The sequence below is a fragment of the Treponema sp. B152 genome (assembly GCF_024181665.1).
Lineage (GTDB): Bacteria > Spirochaetota > Spirochaetia > Treponematales > Treponemataceae > Treponema_B > Treponema_B denticola.
In genome coordinates, this window is the sequence record NZ_CP058668.1 from 2,502,055 (window position 1) to 2,517,503 (window position 15,449).

A 15,449-nucleotide genomic window follows, 5' to 3' on the forward strand; every position below is an offset into this window, starting at 1 on the left:
ATTCCTAATTATAAAGTTTACTTATTTCATCATCACTTAAAGGCTTTTCTTTTTTTTCTTTTACAACACCTTTTTGTAAAAGAATAAAGTCAAAGCCGTGTCGTACCTTTTTTATAATAGTTTCTAAAGACCAAGTTTTTAATATAAGATCTTCTGAAACTCCATACATAAGCATTGCCTGATCTATCAGTTCTCCCCAGTCGTTTTTTTTTCAACAGAGGTAGAAGATTCAGAATCATCATTTGAGACTGCCGCAGAAAAGTTTTTAAGTATTGCTAAAACGATGAGCTGATACATTTGCTCGATTTGTTTATCGCTTGCTTGTTTTGATAAAAACTCTTCGGTAAAATCCGGTTCATAAAATGAGCAAAAAAGAGAAACGGATTTTATATTGTCCTTTAAAAGCTTTTCCTGACTATCACTTTCTTTTTGCTCTTTTATGTTTTTGTTATGATTTTCGATCAAAGGGATTGCAAGCCCTGACGGGATATAACCTACTTCAAATTCTTTTCCTAAAAATTTAACCTTTTGACTTTCAGAACGCAGAAGATCAAGATTGATTAAGTTTTTTGCCATTTTTTTTATCTCTCCTATATTTTAGCTAGGAATTTGGGTTAGAGCCAATTCCTAGCTATATGTTTTTTTTGTTAATTTTCAGGGGTTTCCTTGTAAAGACTTTCCGATTCCATTTCATTATCTAAGACCAAATCGGGGTGCGGGGAAAATTCAAAGCTGACAGGAACTTCAGCAACATTATCCGAATCGTTTTTTGATTTGAAAGTGATTGAATCTTCACCGTCATAAAAGCCGTAAGGGAATGCAAAAGTGCGGGCTATAATTCTGCCGTCTTGAGACTTACGATTATTTGTAAGCTTTAAAGCGATAGGCTCTACAACCCCGCCTGAACCTTTACAAAGAGAATAGGCTTTAATGCGTGTAACCTCATATTCTATTGTAACAGGTTTTGAAACATCCAAAGTACCTGCAGCGGGGAATTTATAACCCCATATATCTGCCGAATTTTTCTCAACGATATAATCGGTGTTTGAGGTTAAAGTTTTCGTGCCCTGTTTAATGACAATATTTTCAGGTTTGGAACCGTCATAGTTCGCATACTTAAATTCGTAAAACTTATCTTTTTCGGCGGTAAAAACTTCCGTTTCTTTTTTCTTGGTACCCGGAACAATTTTAACGGTAACTATTCCTTTCATGATTTTCCCCAAAAGAGGAACATACCGTTCAAGCAATACAAATTCGACTTTTGCTTTATTGTCGATTTGACCTTTTAATGGAACGGTGCCGTTATCGGCTTTTACATCGATCTTACTCGACGAAAAAGAAATCTTAATTCCTCTTGCTAATCCCAGATCTTCAAGATCTTTAAAATCCCAAGTTTTTTTTATTTTATCGATTTCAATCCCTTGAGTTGAAAGTTCAATTTTAGCAGAACCCAGAACCATGCTGTCGGGGTTTTGAGATTTTGTCAAATCCATAGTTTTTTTCTCCTTAAAAAATTTAAATAAAATCGTCTGAATTGATTTCCAATTCAACGAGCCAGCTTTCGTTATACGAAAATGAACGATCTTCAGTTTCCTGTAAGTCGGAAAAAAGATCGTCATCTTCCCGAAGGGATGTGTGATAAGCCATGCCGTACACAGCCTGTCCCTCATGTGATTGCTCGCGGACGGTAAAACCTTCCGCTTGGTCAAAGAAATTTGCTAAAAGAACGGAGCGCTTTAAGCAGTCGTTTATACCGGGATCACTTGCGGGGATTTCGGCGTAGACGGTTGCTCTAAGTCTAAGACGGATTCTGCCGTTGCCTACGATAACAGGATGAGGTAAAAGATTAAGCTCCACATGGAACTTTTCACTTTTAAGCAATGACGGCATGATAACAGCCTGAGTGCCTGTTTGTGATTGTAAGTGTGCTGCATAGGCTTTGACTGCTTCAAGGAAATTAGGCTTCATAATATTCTCCTATCCTTTGTTCTATAGCTGCGATTACTTCATCAGGCAAAAACATAAAAGGACGAACCGGAATCTTTATGCTTTTTTTTAAAACAAAAACAGCAAAAGGTTCTTTGCCTTTTTCTTTTGCCATAATTACATTGCTGCGTTCCCCGCCGCCTCTTTTGTACGGGCGATAAACCGCAAAGCCTTTAGCTTCAAGAGCTGCAATTACTTCACGAGGAGACCAACCGTATTTCCGGAAGAGTTTACGAGTTTCGGGCCCCGCGGGAACACATAAAAACTTTGCATTTTTAGGACGGATTACGGTTTCCGTTCTTCCGTCTTCGGGATTGTGAATATGAGCGTAAAGTACATTTGTACCTACAACTGCTTCCGTATCCGAATGACGGGCTGTTAGACTTGCCCTAAGGCGGCCTGAATCACGCAAGGTATTATTGCCCTGCTTTACAGTCTTAGTTAAGGGTGCATTATCGGGCTTTATACCGCCTTCGATGTTCTTTTGAATTGCCGATAAAGCTTTAAGAGACAGCTCTTTCATTAAGGGTTTAGGGTTCGCAAGACGATTGAAAAAACTTCCTTTTATGTGTTCTTCAAATTCGATTTTTACCTGCATTTACTTTCTCCTATTTAATTTTAAAGCTTTCTTTTTTGGCTTTTGAAACAGCAATAAAAGGAATTGCAGCTTCTCTTTCTTTTTCGATTGAACGGTAACGGTCGCTTATTAACCGTTCGGCTTTTTCCATGTAGCCCTTTGCTCTGTAACGATCACCGTTATACATATAAAGTTCGTAGACCGTAAGCGTTTTAATAATTTCAGCTTGGGTTTTGCTGTACTCGTTTAATTTTTCGTCCACGAGATGAAGCATAGTTTCGGCTAAGGCGGTTGCCTTGACGATACAGTCTTGAGTTACTTCTTCTGCACTTCGGTTTTCATCCCAGCTTAATTCACCGTAGAGCTTAGGGCTTATGAAATCTTTTATGTCGGATACGGAGATTGAAAAGCGAAGAGGATTATTTTCTTGCTTGAGCGGCTCATGAGCGGAGGGTTGCTCATTTGAGTAAACAGGGGTTGAAGGCAAATTAAACATATCACTCATCGCTTTTTTCTCTCTTCTTTTTTTTACGCAAGGTACTTGCGGTCAACCGTTTTTGAGACTGCAACGGCAGGGAACGGCTTACTCATTCCGATTATTTTGTAACCGGACGGATCTTTGCTTTCTACCTGTTTCGCAAAAAACGGCATGGATCTTAATCCTGCATCAAGGTCATCAAGAGCAAGGTAAAAAAGAGTTCCGGGATTTGCAAGGTCTATCGTCTTTATCGTTTTTGATTCGATAACATTGGTAAGACTTGTCGAGCCCGGGACTGCATAGGTTGCACTTAAGGGCATGATTTTGTATTTGCCGAAAAGAACGCAGCCCCAATCCGTCCACTGTACGGGAATGCTTGCGTTTTGAGTGCCGGATATTATTTTGACAATTTCTGCGTAAGCATCACTTCCTGCAAGGAAGCGGATATCGGCTGAATAACCCGTTTTCATTTGCTCCAAAAAATGCTGCTCAAGATTTGCCTGCAATATGTTGATAGCCTTACCGGTGATGTCGGTGTCTGTCATTTTTTGAGCCTTGCCGATTTCGACTTTGTAGGTGTCGAATGCACCGCCTGCAGTTGCAGCAGGGTAAGCGATAGTTCCAGAAAGAGATTGAGCACAAAGAATTTCCGTTGAGGTTATGATTCTGTTTCTAAGCTCTTCTACCTTGTCGGTGAGCTTTTCGTTAATGCTTTGAACATCGCCCAAAGCAATAGAATCGTTTAGGTCTCTTGCGGAAATAAAACTTGATGGCTTAAAGCCTTCAGGCTGAATGAGTTCTATTTCTTCAGAACCGGACCCGACGGGGTAAGAGGCGGCCCCTCGCTTTACAACGGGAACAGCTCCCGTTACATCTTTAACTTCCGAGACTGAAAGAAAGGGAGATGTCTTTTGTTTTTTGTTGCTCTCCGAAAAGAGTAAGTCCTTGATAGAGCTTTTCGGTTTAGGCATCTTAAGCAAAACATCTTGAATGTTTCGGGGCGTAAAATACGCGCTCAATGTTGATTGAATGTTTAAAGGCATTATTTTTCTCCTTTGGTTGCATAAATTCCGTTTTTGCGCAATGCCTCAACCTGTGCATTGGTAACGGCGGTTCCGTCCTTAAAGGTTAAGGCTTCTCTTTTTACCCTGCCGAAAACGATAACTACGGCGGAGGTGTCTTTGCTTTCTCCGTCGATTGTTTCGTTTAAAACGGCAATCGGATCTTCCGAGCCTGTGCCCTCAAGGTGTTCCAACTTTTCGCCGGCTCCCATTTTTAAAATGGTTCCGGCAAACAAGTTTTTCATGCCGTCTTTTAAAGGCATTGTTTCAGTAAAGAAATTTTCGCCAACGACAACTGCCGTTTCGCTCACCTTTACTTTTCCTAAATTTCCAAGTATCATTTTTTTCTCCTTATGATTTTAATACATGCTAAATGCAGCCCATCATTTTAGCGGCACTTACCGGCTCTTGGGTTTTACCCGAATCGGGATCGGATAGCCCTATAACTTCCTGCGTTAAAACTTGGTCGGGGATAGCGTTTAAGATATCTTTAACCAAATCGAATCCTGTAGTTTGCTTGCCGTCCGAAAGGGCGATAGTTCCTGTTGCAGGCAGCATACCGGCAAGGGCCGACACAGCACCATGAGCTGCAGGCGGAAGTTTTGCCTTTGCCAAGCCCAACAAACTTTCAGTTTTGGTCTTGCGGATTTCGGACAAAAGCGCTTTGGTTTGCGGATTTGAATCGGAAAGAGCCAAGTCCTCTTCCGGATATTTTTCCGCGAGCTTTGCGAGTTTTGTTTTAAGCTCCTCGTTTTCGGCTTTGAGCTTTTCGGTACTTTCCGAAGAGCCTCCTGTCTGTTTTGCTTTTTCAAGCTCCTGTTTAAGAGTTGCATTTTGAGCTTCAAGCTCTGCAATTCTTTTTTTCAATTCCTCTTCGTTCACTTTTGAACCTCCTATATCGCTTAATGCGATTGTTTTAGATTTGATGGATGGGAAAAACAACACATCCTTTATGTCCGAAGCTGCTATTGCAGCAAGGGATTCGGTAATTGAAGAACGCAAATTTTTAATTGCAGGAGGCTCTTCTCCCAAATAGGCGAGATGATGAAGATAGAGTTTTCCAGTTTCGGCAGAACGCTTTGCTCCGATTGAAAGGTCGGGAAAGAAGCCTTGCTCTACGGCATCGGCAAGAGCATCCTGCTCTTTTGTAATACCGTACAAAAAGCCGTCTTTAAGCTCCAAGCCGACTACTTCACCGAAGCGGGGATTGCTTCCTGAAAAGTCGTGTCCCAAAACAATGGGACTGGAATTCATTTCTGCAAAAGATTCGTAGATTTCTTTTAAGTCTTGTTCCGTTACAGTCTGCGGGTTTTCGGTTGAACCGAAAATACCAGCCCGTGCAATTTGTCTTATTCGTGTTTTCATACGGGCAGTATACAAAACTTAAAAAAGGCTTAACGGAGCATAGCTAAAGGATTGTGTATTTTTATGAAAAAGGTTTTGGATAAAAAAAAGCCCCGCAAGATGCGGGGCCGTTGGTTACCAGTTTTTACTGGGTGTTGTTATTATTTCGCTTTTTATAAATTCTTTGATTTTTTGTATTGCTTCTTCCGGTAGTTTGATTATGGGAGAGCCTGTGTATTGGATGGACAGGCTCTGAGTATTTAATAGGCTTTTAATATCATCTTCATTTGAAAGAAAAAAGTCAGCCTTCTCTACACAAAAAACAGTACTGAGTGTGATGGTATGTCTTTCAGGATTATTATCTTCAAGGTTAACAATTCTATCATCAGTTTTAAAATTTAACTTTTTTATAAATTGCCAATCCTTTCCCTGGTAATTAACAGAAAAATAATAAACGGCGTCAAAGTTATATCCTGCTTTTTTTAAAGCAGACATTCTTTCATCGCTTGGTTTTCTCTTACCTATTGATACTATATTCATAGTCGCAAAAAGCTTATTGTAATCTTTATAAATAGGCATGATATTATTTATCCACGATTCCTCTATATTTTCATGAGTCTTTACTAATATTTCGTAAGGTTGCGCCCAATATAATCTAGCGGCTTTTGTTGTTGCCATTGAAGCACATCCAATAAGTAAAATTAAAGTAAAAAGACTACAAATTAAAATTACCGTTTTTTTCATTTTTTCTCCTAGTTTCGTGTTTTTTTTATTATATCAGCCATAAGCCGAATTTACAAGCTGTTCTCCACCTAAAATACCCCTATTCGAACGAAATTCTAACAGTTTTTTGGCGTTTTATTTTAAAAGCCGTTAAATGTTCCGACTTAACCCCAAAAGACGCGTTATTGGCGTTTTTTGGGCAAAACCGCAACGAACCGCCCCTTGACTTCCCAGTCCCCATCTTTAAGCTCTATTTTTGCCCCGGAACCGTCTTGATATAAAAGTTCCCATTCTCCTTTTATGTTTTGATGTAAGAGTTTAAGCGTTGTGTTTGAGTTGTAACTTACGACCATAATATCTCCGTCGATGGGCTGATCGGTGTATTCCAATAGGACGCAGGAGCCGTTTTCAATTCCTGCTTCGGTCATACTGCTTCCTTTAATCTTTGCAACACAGTATTTTTTTCGTTTATTGGGGATTAGTTTTTTAGGCACAGGAAAGGTGTCGTTTACATCTGAGGCTTCAACAGGAATACCGGCTGCAAGATTTTGAGCCAACGGCAGGTCTACAGTTTCTTCCGGTTCTTCATAGGCTGCGGTATACGACGGGGCAGGTTCGGAGACGCTGTCAGGCTGCGGAGGTTCGTTTTTAAATTTTTGTTCATACAGAGAGCGGAGTTCTCGAAGTTCTGCTTCTATTTCTGTAAAACGGTTTTCGTGTTCTGCAAATTTTTGAGCCGTTGCTTCTACAGCCGTTTTTTCAAGTTCTTGTAAGATTGCAGGTTTCTCCGACTCGCTTCCTTCTTTTAGAAAAGGTTCTCCTTCACCTGTAAGGAGCCAATGAACATTTATTCCTTTTTCGCTTAAAATAAATTTAATATCATCGGGTAGTGCTGTAGAACCATTCTCATATTTTGATAATGTGGTTTGATTTGTATTCAAATCTAAAGCAAAAGTAGTCTGATTTAGCTTAAAATATCTTTCTCGTATATATTTTAAGCGATTTCCGATTATTTTTTGTAAATTTTCCATCTTTTTTCCTTAAATTATTCATTTTCCGCTTGACATTATTCTAAAATAGCGTATACTATAAACATATCGGCGAACATTTTTCGCCACTTTACCCAACACTTGGGAAAAACGGCGAATATTTTTCGCCACAAGATTATACCCTAAAACGGGATAATTTAATAGAGGGGAACGGAGCAGGTTCCTAAAAAGACTATTAAAAGATATTTGACAGCGGTTTTATTATTGCAATGCGATAGGCAAGGATAAGACCTGACAAAACAGAAAAGCGTTTTAAGAGACCGACTTTTAGCGTAACCGCTTATACCGATGTGCGGCTGTTTTGCCAAAATAAAAAAACGGAATCACGCTCCGGAAGGTTTCTTAAAGGAAAGCATAATTCTCCTAAATATTATGATTTAAAAAAGTCAATAGACATTTCTTTAATGCAGGTTCAAGTCCTGCACGGGGCTTAGCGGAGATTTTTCGCTTATGGAGGGTTTATTTATGATTAGCATAAAAACATTTTTATATTATTGCTTATTGGGTATAATAGGTATTTGCGCCGGATCTTTAGCTTTTGCTATTATGATTTATTTTATGAGGCTTTGGGATGAGATAGAGGACTTATTGAGTTAAAAATAAAACAGGAGGGTTTATTTATGAGTGATATAATAAGGGATTATTATTTATTTAAAAAATGGGAAAAATCGTGGGAAAGATATCCTGTAAGAAAGTCTCTTAAAGCATTGGCTTTGTGGGCATCCGACTACGATCCTCAAAGGTTTTCTGCAAAGGTTAAAAACGGATGTATACAACACAATCGGCGACATTACAGTAATGAAACACTACGAATGTTTGAGAACCGTACTGTTGTCGCCGCTCCGAACAGGGGGAAAAAATCTTTATTAGTATGTACAAAAAAATCTAAGGAATTTATTTGTTTTGCAAATGTTCTTTGATTTCTTTAGGAATTTTAGGTTTTGGACAAGGTTCTTTTTCTTCTACCGGATATTGGGCTAAAAAACTTTCAGGAAGATTGAATGATTTCCGTTTTATTTCATAATCGTGAATTTCCTTATAGCCTTTTAAAGCAAGCTCCGCAGCTTCAACAAGGCTGTCTTGAATTAGCCCATCAATCATACTTTCAGGATGTTCATTTGCCGTGCTTTCAATCAGCCGAAATTCGTTTGTATTTAAAGCCCGCATAAAATACAAGGTTTTGTAATATTTCCAAAAATTAGACGGATCTTTTACAAATTGATAAACCGGTTTTAAATGCAAGTCAAATTTTTTTTGATCCTCGCATTCTTCATCATTGAAGTTTCTTAAAATAAATCCTGATACGGCTGTAGCAAGGATTTCGGCAAAGGGATAAAGATTTTCTTTTGTTCTGTAATTCATAATTTCACTCCTTAAATTTTATAGGTTTTCGACAAAGGCATTATATCAAATTTAAGGGTGTTTTTATAGCCTTAAAGCATTGATTTTAAGGCTGCTCCGATTGGTTTTTAGACCTTTTTTGCCCGTTATTTTAAAGGTTTATGCAGGTTCAAATCCTGCACGGGGCTTATTCAATTTTTAATTATAAATGCTTAATTAGGAATTGGAGAACCTTTCGGTTAGCCGCGAAAGGCAGCTAGATGACGGCGGCACCGTAACCCGTTAGGGGGATTCGTAAACCCACGCTGAGCCGCAGGCGGTCCGGCAAGGGACAATACTTGCAGCGGCATTTTTTTAGAGGAAGTTTTTCACAATGGAGGAATAAGATATGAAAACGAACCAAATATTTTCTAACAAAAGATTTCCTGATAAAGATTTTTGTGTTGTATGGGTTTTATTAAACAGCATAGATAACAATTGGAGTCTGGCTCTTTATGACAAAACAGGAAACGAACAGGATTTTTATCTTTTTGGATCCCCTTGCACAGAGCACGTGATAGCATGGAAATATGCAACGAAAGCAGAATTAAGAAGCGACAAGGGACATAAAGAACTCACAAAAAAAGAAAAGATTTTTATTTCATCACTTGATGATAAAAATAAGGAGGTAGAAAGATGAGTCAACTAACCGAACGACTAACCGGCTTACAACAGGCAATCGCTCAAAAAGAAGAACGCAGAGCTTCAGGCGAAAAAGAGCCTTGCACCATCGACCTAATCAGGGCAGATAAGGAAAAAGCGCTTTCAATCATAAACAGCTGGCGTAAAAATGCTGTTCTCTATAGTAAAAAGCAGGCAATAGAGGACTGTAATTTTTTAATCAAATTTTTAAACAAACTAATGAAATAAAGGAGTAAAGAAAATATGGATTTTGATTTTTCAACCTATACTAAAAAACATAATCTTCAACGATTTGTCGCTAAAATAACGGTAGAATTTGAATATGACCAAACCACCGTTTTCAATGAAGTTATTTACGCAAAAACAAAAGAGGATGCAGAAAAAATTCTTCAACAAATGGTTGATACAGATGTTCCAATCCAAAAAGGAGAAAAACCTCCGGTAATAACTTTTAAGGTTTTTCCTTCATCTCTTACAAATAATCTTATCAAAGGACACAAAGAATTTTCGAGGTTAGCTGAGGGAATGACAATGAGCTTTTATGGACTGGAGGATGAGTAAATGAGTTCAATCTTTTTAAACGGTAAACATCCGCCTTACATGGAAGGCACTGAATACCTTGCACTATCTAACGGTCAAATCCAACACGCCGTTATGTCAATGACTTATTCAGGCAAAGAACGGGCCGCCGCTGTTGCAATCTTAACATTAAACAAACAAGGCTTAACCCCCGCACAAATTGTATCATTACTTGAGGAATAAAAAATGAATGAACAAATAAAGAAAAAGATAAAAAAATTATTGGCACTTTCCAAAAGTCCGAATGAAAATGAAGCTATGGCAGCATTGGAAAAGGCTAGAAAACTTATGGAAGAAAACGGATTAAGCGAGCAGGACTGCAATGTCTATACAGAAGAAACAAAGTATTTGAAATCACGTCCTCATTGGCAATATATAATAGCAAAAGGTGTTGCTTGGATAAACGGCACCGTTATTAGAATTGTTAATGACTACAATTCGCTGGTTGTCCGCTTTCACGGAGCCGAAACTGATGTATTTATCTCTAAAGAAATGTACCAATATCTTGTTAAGACCGTAAACAGGATGGCAAAGCAAAACATAAGGAAAAATGCCAAGAAGCCTTACATAAATTCTTATAAAGAAGGTATGGCAGCGTCTCTTTACAAAAGAATGCTGCAAGCAGGAGAACTTTATTCTTGGGCAAATAAAAGAGAAAGTCAGTTAGAGGCAATAGAAAAATATATTGTTGAGCTATACAAAGTGCATTATGAAACAAGCAGGATTAAAAGTAAAAACCAAAAGACCAATAATATTGCTTTTTATCGGGGCGCTAATGACGCAGAAAGAATCAACTTAAACAGGCAGACAACAGGAGGAAAACAAAAATGTATAGACAGATAAAAAAGAAGCCGTGCGGATTTGAGGCTGCACGGCTTGACAAACAAGTAATAGGGCACAAAGCCCTAACAGATGAGGATATTATAACAGAAAACAAGAAATTATGCAAGAGCTTTTATTTAAGCTTAAAAAAACAGCAAAATTTATTTTAAGCGGAGGTTACTATGGCTTTAACTTATGAGGAGTTTAGAAAATACAAGGTTACCCAAAGACCTTATCCAAAGGATATTGAAAGGCTTTTTAATGTAAAAAAAGCAATGGTAAAATTTAAGATTGCAAGCGTTTCCGAATTAGCCGTAAAATTAAAAATAAACTACACAGTTTTAACTGAAATAATAAACGGAACAAGGCGAAGTCCCATAAATGAAAAACGGATTGCAGCCTTTTTTAAAATGCCGGTATCAGAGCTTTTTCCGCCTAGAACTCAAGATGAAATAGCAGAGATGAATAAAAAAGAACAGGAGCGGAATAAGGGGGCAGCATGAAAACGGTAGCAACTAAAGACATCGCTGAAGTTTTGGACTTGAGTAAAAAAAGTATCTTGGAGCGGGCAAGGAAAGAGCATTGGCAATACATGAAGAAAAAAGGTGCGATGTTTTGGCTTTGCGATAAGCTTCCTGCAGAAGTACAATTGGCTTTAATCCAAAGAGGAAAGACTATTGTATCCGAAACAAAGGAACCCTTAACTTTTTTACAGGCTACTGAAGTCGAACGCAAGACAGCAAAACTAAAGGCAGGAATAATAAACAGCTATAAGTGTGCAGGATTAAAAGTTCAGGATTTTTGTATAGCATTTAATGCAGGAAGGATAAGTATTGCATATAGAAAAAAATATGGGAAAGAGTTAAACGACAGAACTCTGTACCGATGGCTTAAGGATGAAAAGGAGACCGGCCTTTCCGGCATTACACCGCTTTATTCAAAAAGCGGTAAGGAATGTGGGGCAGGATCCAGTCTTACTGCAACAGAAAAAGAATCTCTTATATTCTTTTATCTTGATTATACCAAACGGAGTATAAGACATTGCTTTTTAAGTATGAAAGCTAACATAAAGGAATCCACAGCAACATACGCCACCTGTAGAAGGTATTTAAAAAGCCTTCCGGAGGTTATGGTGGATTTTTATCAGTTGAGTCAAGAAGCTTTTGAGGCTAAGCATTTCCCATATATAGAGAGGGACAAAAAGTTATTAAAAGCTATGGATCAGGTACAAGGCGACCATCACAGAATTGACCGCGTTGTAATGCACAACGGGAAACTTGTAATTCCTTGGATTACTACTTTTGCTGATGTACGATCCGGGGCTATTTTGGGCTGGTGTGTAAGTATCAATCCGAATTCTCAAACAATTTTAGCGGCTTACTACATGATGATTATGCGCTTCGGAATTCCTGAAATGGTGCATGTCGACAACGGAAAAGACTATAAGGGAAAAACTATCAAGGGCCAAAAAATAAAGATGAAAGCTATTGATAAGGACGGAATAGAGCATGAGGAAGAAGTTATCATCACGGGAGCAATAGTAACATGCGGAAGCAGACTTCAATATGCAAGAGCCTATCATGGCCAATCAAAGGGTGTCCAAGAAAGGTTTTATAAAATCCTTGAAGAGTATTATTCCAAAAATACAGGGAACTATATCGGCAGTAATACGGCAGCAAGAGTTGACGAGCAAAAACTTTATTGGCGAGCTATGAAAGGAAAAGCTAAGCGAAACGATGTAGGAAGCTGGGAAGACTTTATCAAAGAAATTACCTATTGGGTAAATTGGTACAATACCGAATGGGTTAGCGATGCTAAAGATAGAAAAGGCTTAACCCCTGAACAAGCATTTATTCAAAATATGCCTGAGGCAATAAGAAAGCCCGATCCTGCAACCGTGCAGCTTGCACTGACACGCGGTGAATTACGAACCGTCAGAGAAAACGGAGTAAGTGTAGGAGGAGCCGATTACTGGGCAGAAGAGCTTATAGGGCTTACTGGCCAACAGGTTATAGTCCGCGTAAACCTTACAAACAGGAACGAGGCTTTAATCTGTAACAATAAAGGACAACTTCTTTGCAAAGCTTATGCAGATGTCTTTATGGAAACGGGAAACATGGAAAAAGATAACGAGTTTGTAAACCGTGTAAGAAGGGATATAAGGCAGAAAGTTAAAGAGCAAAGCAGATTAACTCACCTTACAACAAAACCTAAAAACATGCTTGAAATTGCGATGGAAGCTACAGGAGTTGAAATTCCGCGTGTGGAACAATATATTCCGCAGATTGAAGAAGAACCAAAAGCAGCCGGAGCAGAAGACAGGCAGATAACCAAAGGTAAATATCAAAATTATTTTAATATTGATGAGGAGGCATTTATATGTGCGACAGACAAGTAAAAGAGAATCTTTCTATAAAAGAAAGATTAGCGGAAACTTTAGCCCGTTACGAAATAAGTCAAAACAAGGCGGCTAAAGAAATGGGTTATACGTCAAGCGTTTTAAGTCAATACTTAAACGAAACGTATAAGGGAGATACGGCGAAGGTTGAAGAGGCTATCATTAAATGGATAGCCAGAAAGACTGAAGCTGCAGAGCGGAAGCATGTTCCAATTGTTGAAACTTCCGTAATGAAGCAGATGACACGTGCTATCAGACTTGCGCATGATGAAAAGGATATTGCTTTAATTGTATCCGATGCAGGAGGCGGAAAGACGACAACCGCCGAAAGGTATGCAGAGGAGAACGAAAGGAATACAGTCTTAATAAAATGTTCCGGGGCAATGAATAAAAAAGTTATGACGCAAGAAATAGCCAAGCAGCTGGGGCTTGATACATACCGGATCAATTTTGATGCCCTTGTTAATAATGTAACAAGCACATTAAAGGACAGGGATATGATTGTTATTATTGATGAAGCGGACGGGTTAAAAAGTGATGCATTGGAGTTCAGCCGTCGGCTTATAAATGACTTGGGGGAAACAGGCCTTGTGCTTATCGGCTTACCTAAACTGGTTTGGACTATTCAGAATTTAAAGAATGACCACAGACAGCTTGAAAGCCGAATAGGTGTTTTTTTGAGACTGGACGGGCTTACAAAACCGGATGCACAAAAGATTGCTGTAAGTGTTTGGGAAAATGCTTCAAAAGAGGTTATCGATTCGATTTATGAGATAAGCCGAAAAGATGTAAGGCAATTCGTAAAAATTATCAACCGTGCACAAAACATTATGACAGTGAACAAAATATCAGAGCCTGATGTTGAAGTTATCGAAATGGCAGGAAGCATGATATTACGCCGTAATTATGGGAAAGGAGTGTAAAACATGGATAATTCAAAAAGCCTTGTAAATATAAAATCTTTATATAAGGATGAGGCAAAAGAGATAAATAAAAATCATAAAAAGCTTTATGATCTTATGAAAAAAGGTGTTTTAATAGCCTTTGAAATTGGAGAGCAGCTTGTTAATGTTCAACGATTTTTAGCTTCAAACGACAGAAATGCTTTTAAGGTTTGGGCCGAATCTAATCTTGATATATCTCCGGCAACCATAAGAAACTATATAAAGCTTTACGATTATTTTTATGACAAGCCCGAACTTTTAAACACTCTGACTTTAATGGAGGCCTATTCGGAAGCCGGCATATCAACAAGGAAAGCTCTTCCGGCTCCTTGTGATGAAGAAGACGGGAAGATTTATACCGCAGGATTGGAAGATGATGACGGGACTTATGATGAGGAGCTTGCAACAATTTTTAAGCGTAAAACAAGAAGCGGTATTAAACTTGAAAATTACCGTGTAGAGATTTACGGCGAAGAATTGTGGGGATTTCGGCGTGGTATGGGCCGTTTCCCCGTTGCTGATATTTTGTTTACTCGCCCAGCCGGATTACCGGAAATTGAATGGCAGGACATGCAAAAGAATGTTTGTATGGCTTTTGAGGCATATTACGCAAAAATCGAGATGTACGAAAATAACGGGAAAATAGAGGCTCCGGAAGATACAAGATTCGGGACAATGATGGAAAGTAAGGGAGGTATAAAATGAAAGTAAATGAAAAAGCTTACGAGCTTTTGATGGACAAACTTTTGCAAATTGAAAATACGGCATCGTGCGGTATCATAGAAGATCAGGGCACTGAATCCTGTTTAGTTATCCGCAGTCTGGTATTTGATATACGCAAAATTATCAATGATAATTTTTATGTTGCAGGTGATGATGAACCGCCTGCAGCGTAAAAGAGAAAAATATTTTATTACAAGGAGATGTTTTATGGCAAGAACAAAATCAAATGCAGCAACGATAACGACTATCGAGGAAGCTGAAAAGATTTTAAAAGAGATGTGCGAACTTGAAGCACAGTGGGAAAAGATTGATAATGCTGCAAATAAAAAAATTGCAGACATTAAAGAAAAAGCGGCAAACGATGGAAAGGTGTTAAGAGATACATACAAGTCGCATGTGGATTCTTTAAAAGCCTATGCCGTTTACTTTAGGTCCGAATTATTTCAAGACAAAAAAACTATTGATTTACAATTCGGTTCTATAGGATTTAGAAAGGCTCCGGATTCGATTTCATGTACAAAACAGACAGCAGAGCTTTTACAGAAACTAGGCTTAAAAGAATTTGTCCGTGTTAAAATTGAGCCGGATAAAGAAAGAATGTTAAGCCTTGATGATGAAACATTGAGCCAAGTCGGAGCTGCGAGAAAATCTAAAGAAGATTTTTTTGCAGAAACCAAAAGGGATTTGGTCAATCAAGAGCTGGCAAAATTAGCAGGCTAAATATTAAAAAAAAAGATGTAAGG

24 protein-coding genes are annotated in these 15,449 nt (G+C 38.4%); 12 read left to right on the forward strand and 12 right to left on the reverse strand.

Features of this window, described 5'->3' with window-relative positions:
* Window positions 1–4: 4 nt before the first annotated feature.
* The 11 genes from HYB91_RS11775 to HYB91_RS11825 form a co-directional block, all read right to left on the reverse strand.
* Window positions 5–169, reverse strand: a complete 165-nt coding sequence (locus HYB91_RS11775; RefSeq protein WP_002676549.1) for a hypothetical protein — start codon at window positions 167–169, stop codon at window positions 5–7.
* Window positions 170–186: 17 nt separating this feature from the next.
* Window positions 187–576: a hypothetical protein gene (locus tag HYB91_RS11780; protein ID WP_002676546.1), complete on the reverse strand. Its 390-nt coding sequence runs from the start codon at window positions 574–576 to the stop codon at window positions 187–189.
* A 71-nt stretch (window positions 577–647) separates the two neighbouring features.
* A complete protein-coding gene (locus HYB91_RS11785; protein ID WP_002676544.1) occupies window positions 648–1,493 on the reverse strand; it encodes a hypothetical protein in 846 nt (281 codons plus the stop codon).
* 22 nt (window positions 1,494–1,515) lie between these two features.
* Window positions 1,516–1,968: a hypothetical protein gene (locus HYB91_RS11790; protein WP_002676543.1), complete on the reverse strand. Its 453-nt coding sequence runs from the start codon at window positions 1,966–1,968 to the stop codon at window positions 1,516–1,518.
* Window positions 1,958–2,584, reverse strand: coding sequence for a phage virion morphogenesis family protein (locus HYB91_RS11795; RefSeq protein WP_002676542.1), 627 nt, complete (start codon window positions 2,582–2,584; stop codon window positions 1,958–1,960). The genes HYB91_RS11790 and HYB91_RS11795 overlap by 11 nt, the downstream gene beginning before the upstream one ends.
* Before the next feature lie 10 nt (window positions 2,585–2,594).
* The gene (locus tag HYB91_RS11800) at window positions 2,595–3,068 is read right to left on the reverse strand and encodes a hypothetical protein (protein WP_002676540.1); all 474 of its coding nucleotides are present in this window, start codon (window positions 3,066–3,068) and stop codon (window positions 2,595–2,597) included.
* Between the two features lie 23 nt (window positions 3,069–3,091).
* Window positions 3,092–4,084, reverse strand: coding sequence for a major capsid protein (locus HYB91_RS11805; protein WP_002676539.1), 993 nt, complete (start codon window positions 4,082–4,084; stop codon window positions 3,092–3,094).
* Window positions 4,084–4,443 carry a head decoration protein gene (locus tag HYB91_RS11810; protein ID WP_002676537.1) on the reverse strand — a complete coding sequence of 120 codons (360 nt, stop codon included), beginning with the start codon at window positions 4,441–4,443 and terminating at the stop codon, window positions 4,084–4,086. The genes HYB91_RS11805 and HYB91_RS11810 overlap by 1 nt, the downstream gene beginning before the upstream one ends.
* A 28-nt stretch (window positions 4,444–4,471) precedes the next feature.
* Complete coding sequence (locus tag HYB91_RS11815) at window positions 4,472–5,467, reverse strand: hypothetical protein (RefSeq protein ID WP_002676535.1); 996 nt, start codon at window positions 5,465–5,467, stop codon at window positions 4,472–4,474.
* 114 nt (window positions 5,468–5,581) lie between these two features.
* On the reverse strand, window positions 5,582–6,190 hold the full coding sequence (locus HYB91_RS11820) for a hypothetical protein (RefSeq protein WP_002676531.1): 609 nt from the start codon (window positions 6,188–6,190) through the stop codon (window positions 5,582–5,584).
* A 161-nt stretch (window positions 6,191–6,351) separates the two neighbouring features.
* A complete protein-coding gene (locus HYB91_RS11825) occupies window positions 6,352–7,200 on the reverse strand; it encodes a helix-turn-helix domain-containing protein (RefSeq protein ID WP_002676527.1) in 849 nt (282 codons plus the stop codon).
* Window positions 7,201–7,838: 638 nt separating this feature from the next.
* Here HYB91_RS11825 and HYB91_RS11830 point away from each other — a divergent pair.
* On the forward strand, window positions 7,839–8,138 hold the full coding sequence (locus HYB91_RS11830; protein ID WP_002676524.1) for a hypothetical protein: 300 nt from the start codon (window positions 7,839–7,841) through the stop codon (window positions 8,136–8,138).
* Here HYB91_RS11830 and HYB91_RS11835 read toward each other — a convergent pair.
* Window positions 8,113–8,580 carry a hypothetical protein gene (locus HYB91_RS11835; protein ID WP_002676522.1) on the reverse strand — a complete coding sequence of 156 codons (468 nt, stop codon included), beginning with the start codon at window positions 8,578–8,580 and terminating at the stop codon, window positions 8,113–8,115. The genes HYB91_RS11830 and HYB91_RS11835 overlap by 26 nt on opposite strands.
* Before the next feature lie 367 nt (window positions 8,581–8,947).
* On the opposite strand from HYB91_RS11835, the gene HYB91_RS11840 reads away from it, so the two are divergent.
* The 11 genes from HYB91_RS11840 to HYB91_RS11890 all read left to right on the forward strand — a co-directional run bounded on the left by HYB91_RS11840 (window position 8,948) and on the right by HYB91_RS11890 (window position 15,426).
* On the forward strand, window positions 8,948–9,238 hold the full coding sequence (locus HYB91_RS11840) for a hypothetical protein (protein WP_002676520.1): 291 nt from the start codon (window positions 8,948–8,950) through the stop codon (window positions 9,236–9,238).
* The gene (locus tag HYB91_RS11845) at window positions 9,235–9,468 is read left to right on the forward strand and encodes a hypothetical protein (RefSeq protein ID WP_002676519.1); all 234 of its coding nucleotides are present in this window, start codon (window positions 9,235–9,237) and stop codon (window positions 9,466–9,468) included. The genes HYB91_RS11840 and HYB91_RS11845 overlap by 4 nt, the downstream gene beginning before the upstream one ends.
* A gap of 15 nt (window positions 9,469–9,483) precedes the next feature.
* Window positions 9,484–9,801: a hypothetical protein gene (locus HYB91_RS11850; protein WP_002676518.1), complete on the forward strand. Its 318-nt coding sequence runs from the start codon at window positions 9,484–9,486 to the stop codon at window positions 9,799–9,801.
* Window positions 9,802–10,002 carry a hypothetical protein gene (locus HYB91_RS11855; protein WP_002676513.1) on the forward strand — a complete coding sequence of 67 codons (201 nt, stop codon included), beginning with the start codon at window positions 9,802–9,804 and terminating at the stop codon, window positions 10,000–10,002. It abuts the gene before it with no gap.
* 3 nt (window positions 10,003–10,005) lie between these two features.
* Window positions 10,006–10,662, forward strand: a complete 657-nt coding sequence (locus tag HYB91_RS11860; protein ID WP_002676512.1) for a DUF2786 domain-containing protein — start codon at window positions 10,006–10,008, stop codon at window positions 10,660–10,662.
* Window positions 10,663–10,823: 161 nt separating this feature from the next.
* Window positions 10,824–11,144 carry a helix-turn-helix domain-containing protein gene (locus HYB91_RS11865; RefSeq protein ID WP_002676510.1) on the forward strand — a complete coding sequence of 107 codons (321 nt, stop codon included), beginning with the start codon at window positions 10,824–10,826 and terminating at the stop codon, window positions 11,142–11,144.
* Complete coding sequence (locus tag HYB91_RS11870) at window positions 11,141–13,039, forward strand: Mu transposase C-terminal domain-containing protein (RefSeq protein ID WP_002676509.1); 1,899 nt, start codon at window positions 11,141–11,143, stop codon at window positions 13,037–13,039. The genes HYB91_RS11865 and HYB91_RS11870 overlap by 4 nt, the downstream gene beginning before the upstream one ends.
* Entirely contained in the window at window positions 13,021–13,962 is a 942-nt protein-coding gene (locus tag HYB91_RS11875) for an AAA family ATPase (protein WP_002676508.1), read from the forward strand. Before HYB91_RS11870 ends, HYB91_RS11875 begins: the two co-directional genes overlap by 19 nt.
* 3 nt (window positions 13,963–13,965) lie before the next feature.
* Window positions 13,966–14,688, forward strand: coding sequence for a hypothetical protein (locus HYB91_RS11880; RefSeq protein WP_002676507.1), 723 nt, complete (start codon window positions 13,966–13,968; stop codon window positions 14,686–14,688).
* Entirely contained in the window at window positions 14,685–14,879 is a 195-nt protein-coding gene (locus HYB91_RS11885; RefSeq protein WP_002676506.1) for a hypothetical protein, read from the forward strand. Before HYB91_RS11880 ends, HYB91_RS11885 begins: the two co-directional genes overlap by 4 nt.
* Before the next feature lie 34 nt (window positions 14,880–14,913).
* Window positions 14,914–15,426, forward strand: a complete 513-nt coding sequence (locus tag HYB91_RS11890; protein ID WP_002676505.1) for a host-nuclease inhibitor Gam family protein — start codon at window positions 14,914–14,916, stop codon at window positions 15,424–15,426.
* Window positions 15,427–15,449: the final 23 nt, after the last annotated feature.

Bases quoted from the DNA above. Each gene is read 5' to 3' on its own strand.
- HYB91_RS11880 (WP_002676507.1), top strand. From the start codon at position 13,966: ATGGATAATTCAAAAAGCCTTGTAAATATAAAATCTTTATATAAGGAT.
- HYB91_RS11835 (WP_002676522.1), bottom strand. From the start codon at position 8,580: ATGAATTACAGAACAAAAGAAAATCTTTATCCCTTTGCCGAAATCCTT.
- HYB91_RS11870 (WP_002676509.1), top strand. From the start codon at position 11,141: ATGAAAACGGTAGCAACTAAAGACATCGCTGAAGTTTTGGACTTGAGT.
- HYB91_RS11785 (WP_002676544.1), bottom strand. From the start codon at position 1,493: ATGGATTTGACAAAATCTCAAAACCCCGACAGCATGGTTCTGGGTTCT.
- HYB91_RS11845 (WP_002676519.1), top strand. From the start codon at position 9,235: ATGAGTCAACTAACCGAACGACTAACCGGCTTACAACAGGCAATCGCT.
- HYB91_RS11875 (WP_002676508.1), top strand. From the start codon at position 13,021: ATGTGCGACAGACAAGTAAAAGAGAATCTTTCTATAAAAGAAAGATTA.
- HYB91_RS11790 (WP_002676543.1), bottom strand. From the start codon at position 1,968: ATGAAGCCTAATTTCCTTGAAGCAGTCAAAGCCTATGCAGCACACTTA.
- HYB91_RS11800 (WP_002676540.1), bottom strand. From the start codon at position 3,068: ATGAGTGATATGTTTAATTTGCCTTCAACCCCTGTTTACTCAAATGAG.
- HYB91_RS11840 (WP_002676520.1), top strand. From the start codon at position 8,948: ATGAAAACGAACCAAATATTTTCTAACAAAAGATTTCCTGATAAAGAT.
- HYB91_RS11885 (WP_002676506.1), top strand. From the start codon at position 14,685: ATGAAAGTAAATGAAAAAGCTTACGAGCTTTTGATGGACAAACTTTTG.
- HYB91_RS11815 (WP_002676535.1), bottom strand. From the start codon at position 5,467: ATGAAAACACGAATAAGACAAATTGCACGGGCTGGTATTTTCGGTTCA.
- HYB91_RS11850 (WP_002676518.1), top strand. From the start codon at position 9,484: ATGGATTTTGATTTTTCAACCTATACTAAAAAACATAATCTTCAACGA.
- HYB91_RS11775 (WP_002676549.1), bottom strand. From the start codon at position 169: ATGTATGGAGTTTCAGAAGATCTTATATTAAAAACTTGGTCTTTAGAA.
- HYB91_RS11810 (WP_002676537.1), bottom strand. From the start codon at position 4,443: ATGATACTTGGAAATTTAGGAAAAGTAAAGGTGAGCGAAACGGCAGTT.
- HYB91_RS11830 (WP_002676524.1), top strand. From the start codon at position 7,839: ATGAGTGATATAATAAGGGATTATTATTTATTTAAAAAATGGGAAAAA.
- HYB91_RS11805 (WP_002676539.1), bottom strand. From the start codon at position 4,084: ATGCCTTTAAACATTCAATCAACATTGAGCGCGTATTTTACGCCCCGA.
- HYB91_RS11795 (WP_002676542.1), bottom strand. From the start codon at position 2,584: ATGCAGGTAAAAATCGAATTTGAAGAACACATAAAAGGAAGTTTTTTC.
- HYB91_RS11865 (WP_002676510.1), top strand. From the start codon at position 10,824: ATGGCTTTAACTTATGAGGAGTTTAGAAAATACAAGGTTACCCAAAGA.
- HYB91_RS11855 (WP_002676513.1), top strand. From the start codon at position 9,802: ATGAGTTCAATCTTTTTAAACGGTAAACATCCGCCTTACATGGAAGGC.
- HYB91_RS11820 (WP_002676531.1), bottom strand. From the start codon at position 6,190: ATGAAAAAAACGGTAATTTTAATTTGTAGTCTTTTTACTTTAATTTTA.
- HYB91_RS11860 (WP_002676512.1), top strand. From the start codon at position 10,006: ATGAATGAACAAATAAAGAAAAAGATAAAAAAATTATTGGCACTTTCC.
- HYB91_RS11825 (WP_002676527.1), bottom strand. From the start codon at position 7,200: ATGGAAAATTTACAAAAAATAATCGGAAATCGCTTAAAATATATACGA.
- HYB91_RS11890 (WP_002676505.1), top strand. From the start codon at position 14,914: ATGGCAAGAACAAAATCAAATGCAGCAACGATAACGACTATCGAGGAA.
- HYB91_RS11780 (WP_002676546.1), bottom strand. From the start codon at position 576: ATGGCAAAAAACTTAATCAATCTTGATCTTCTGCGTTCTGAAAGTCAA.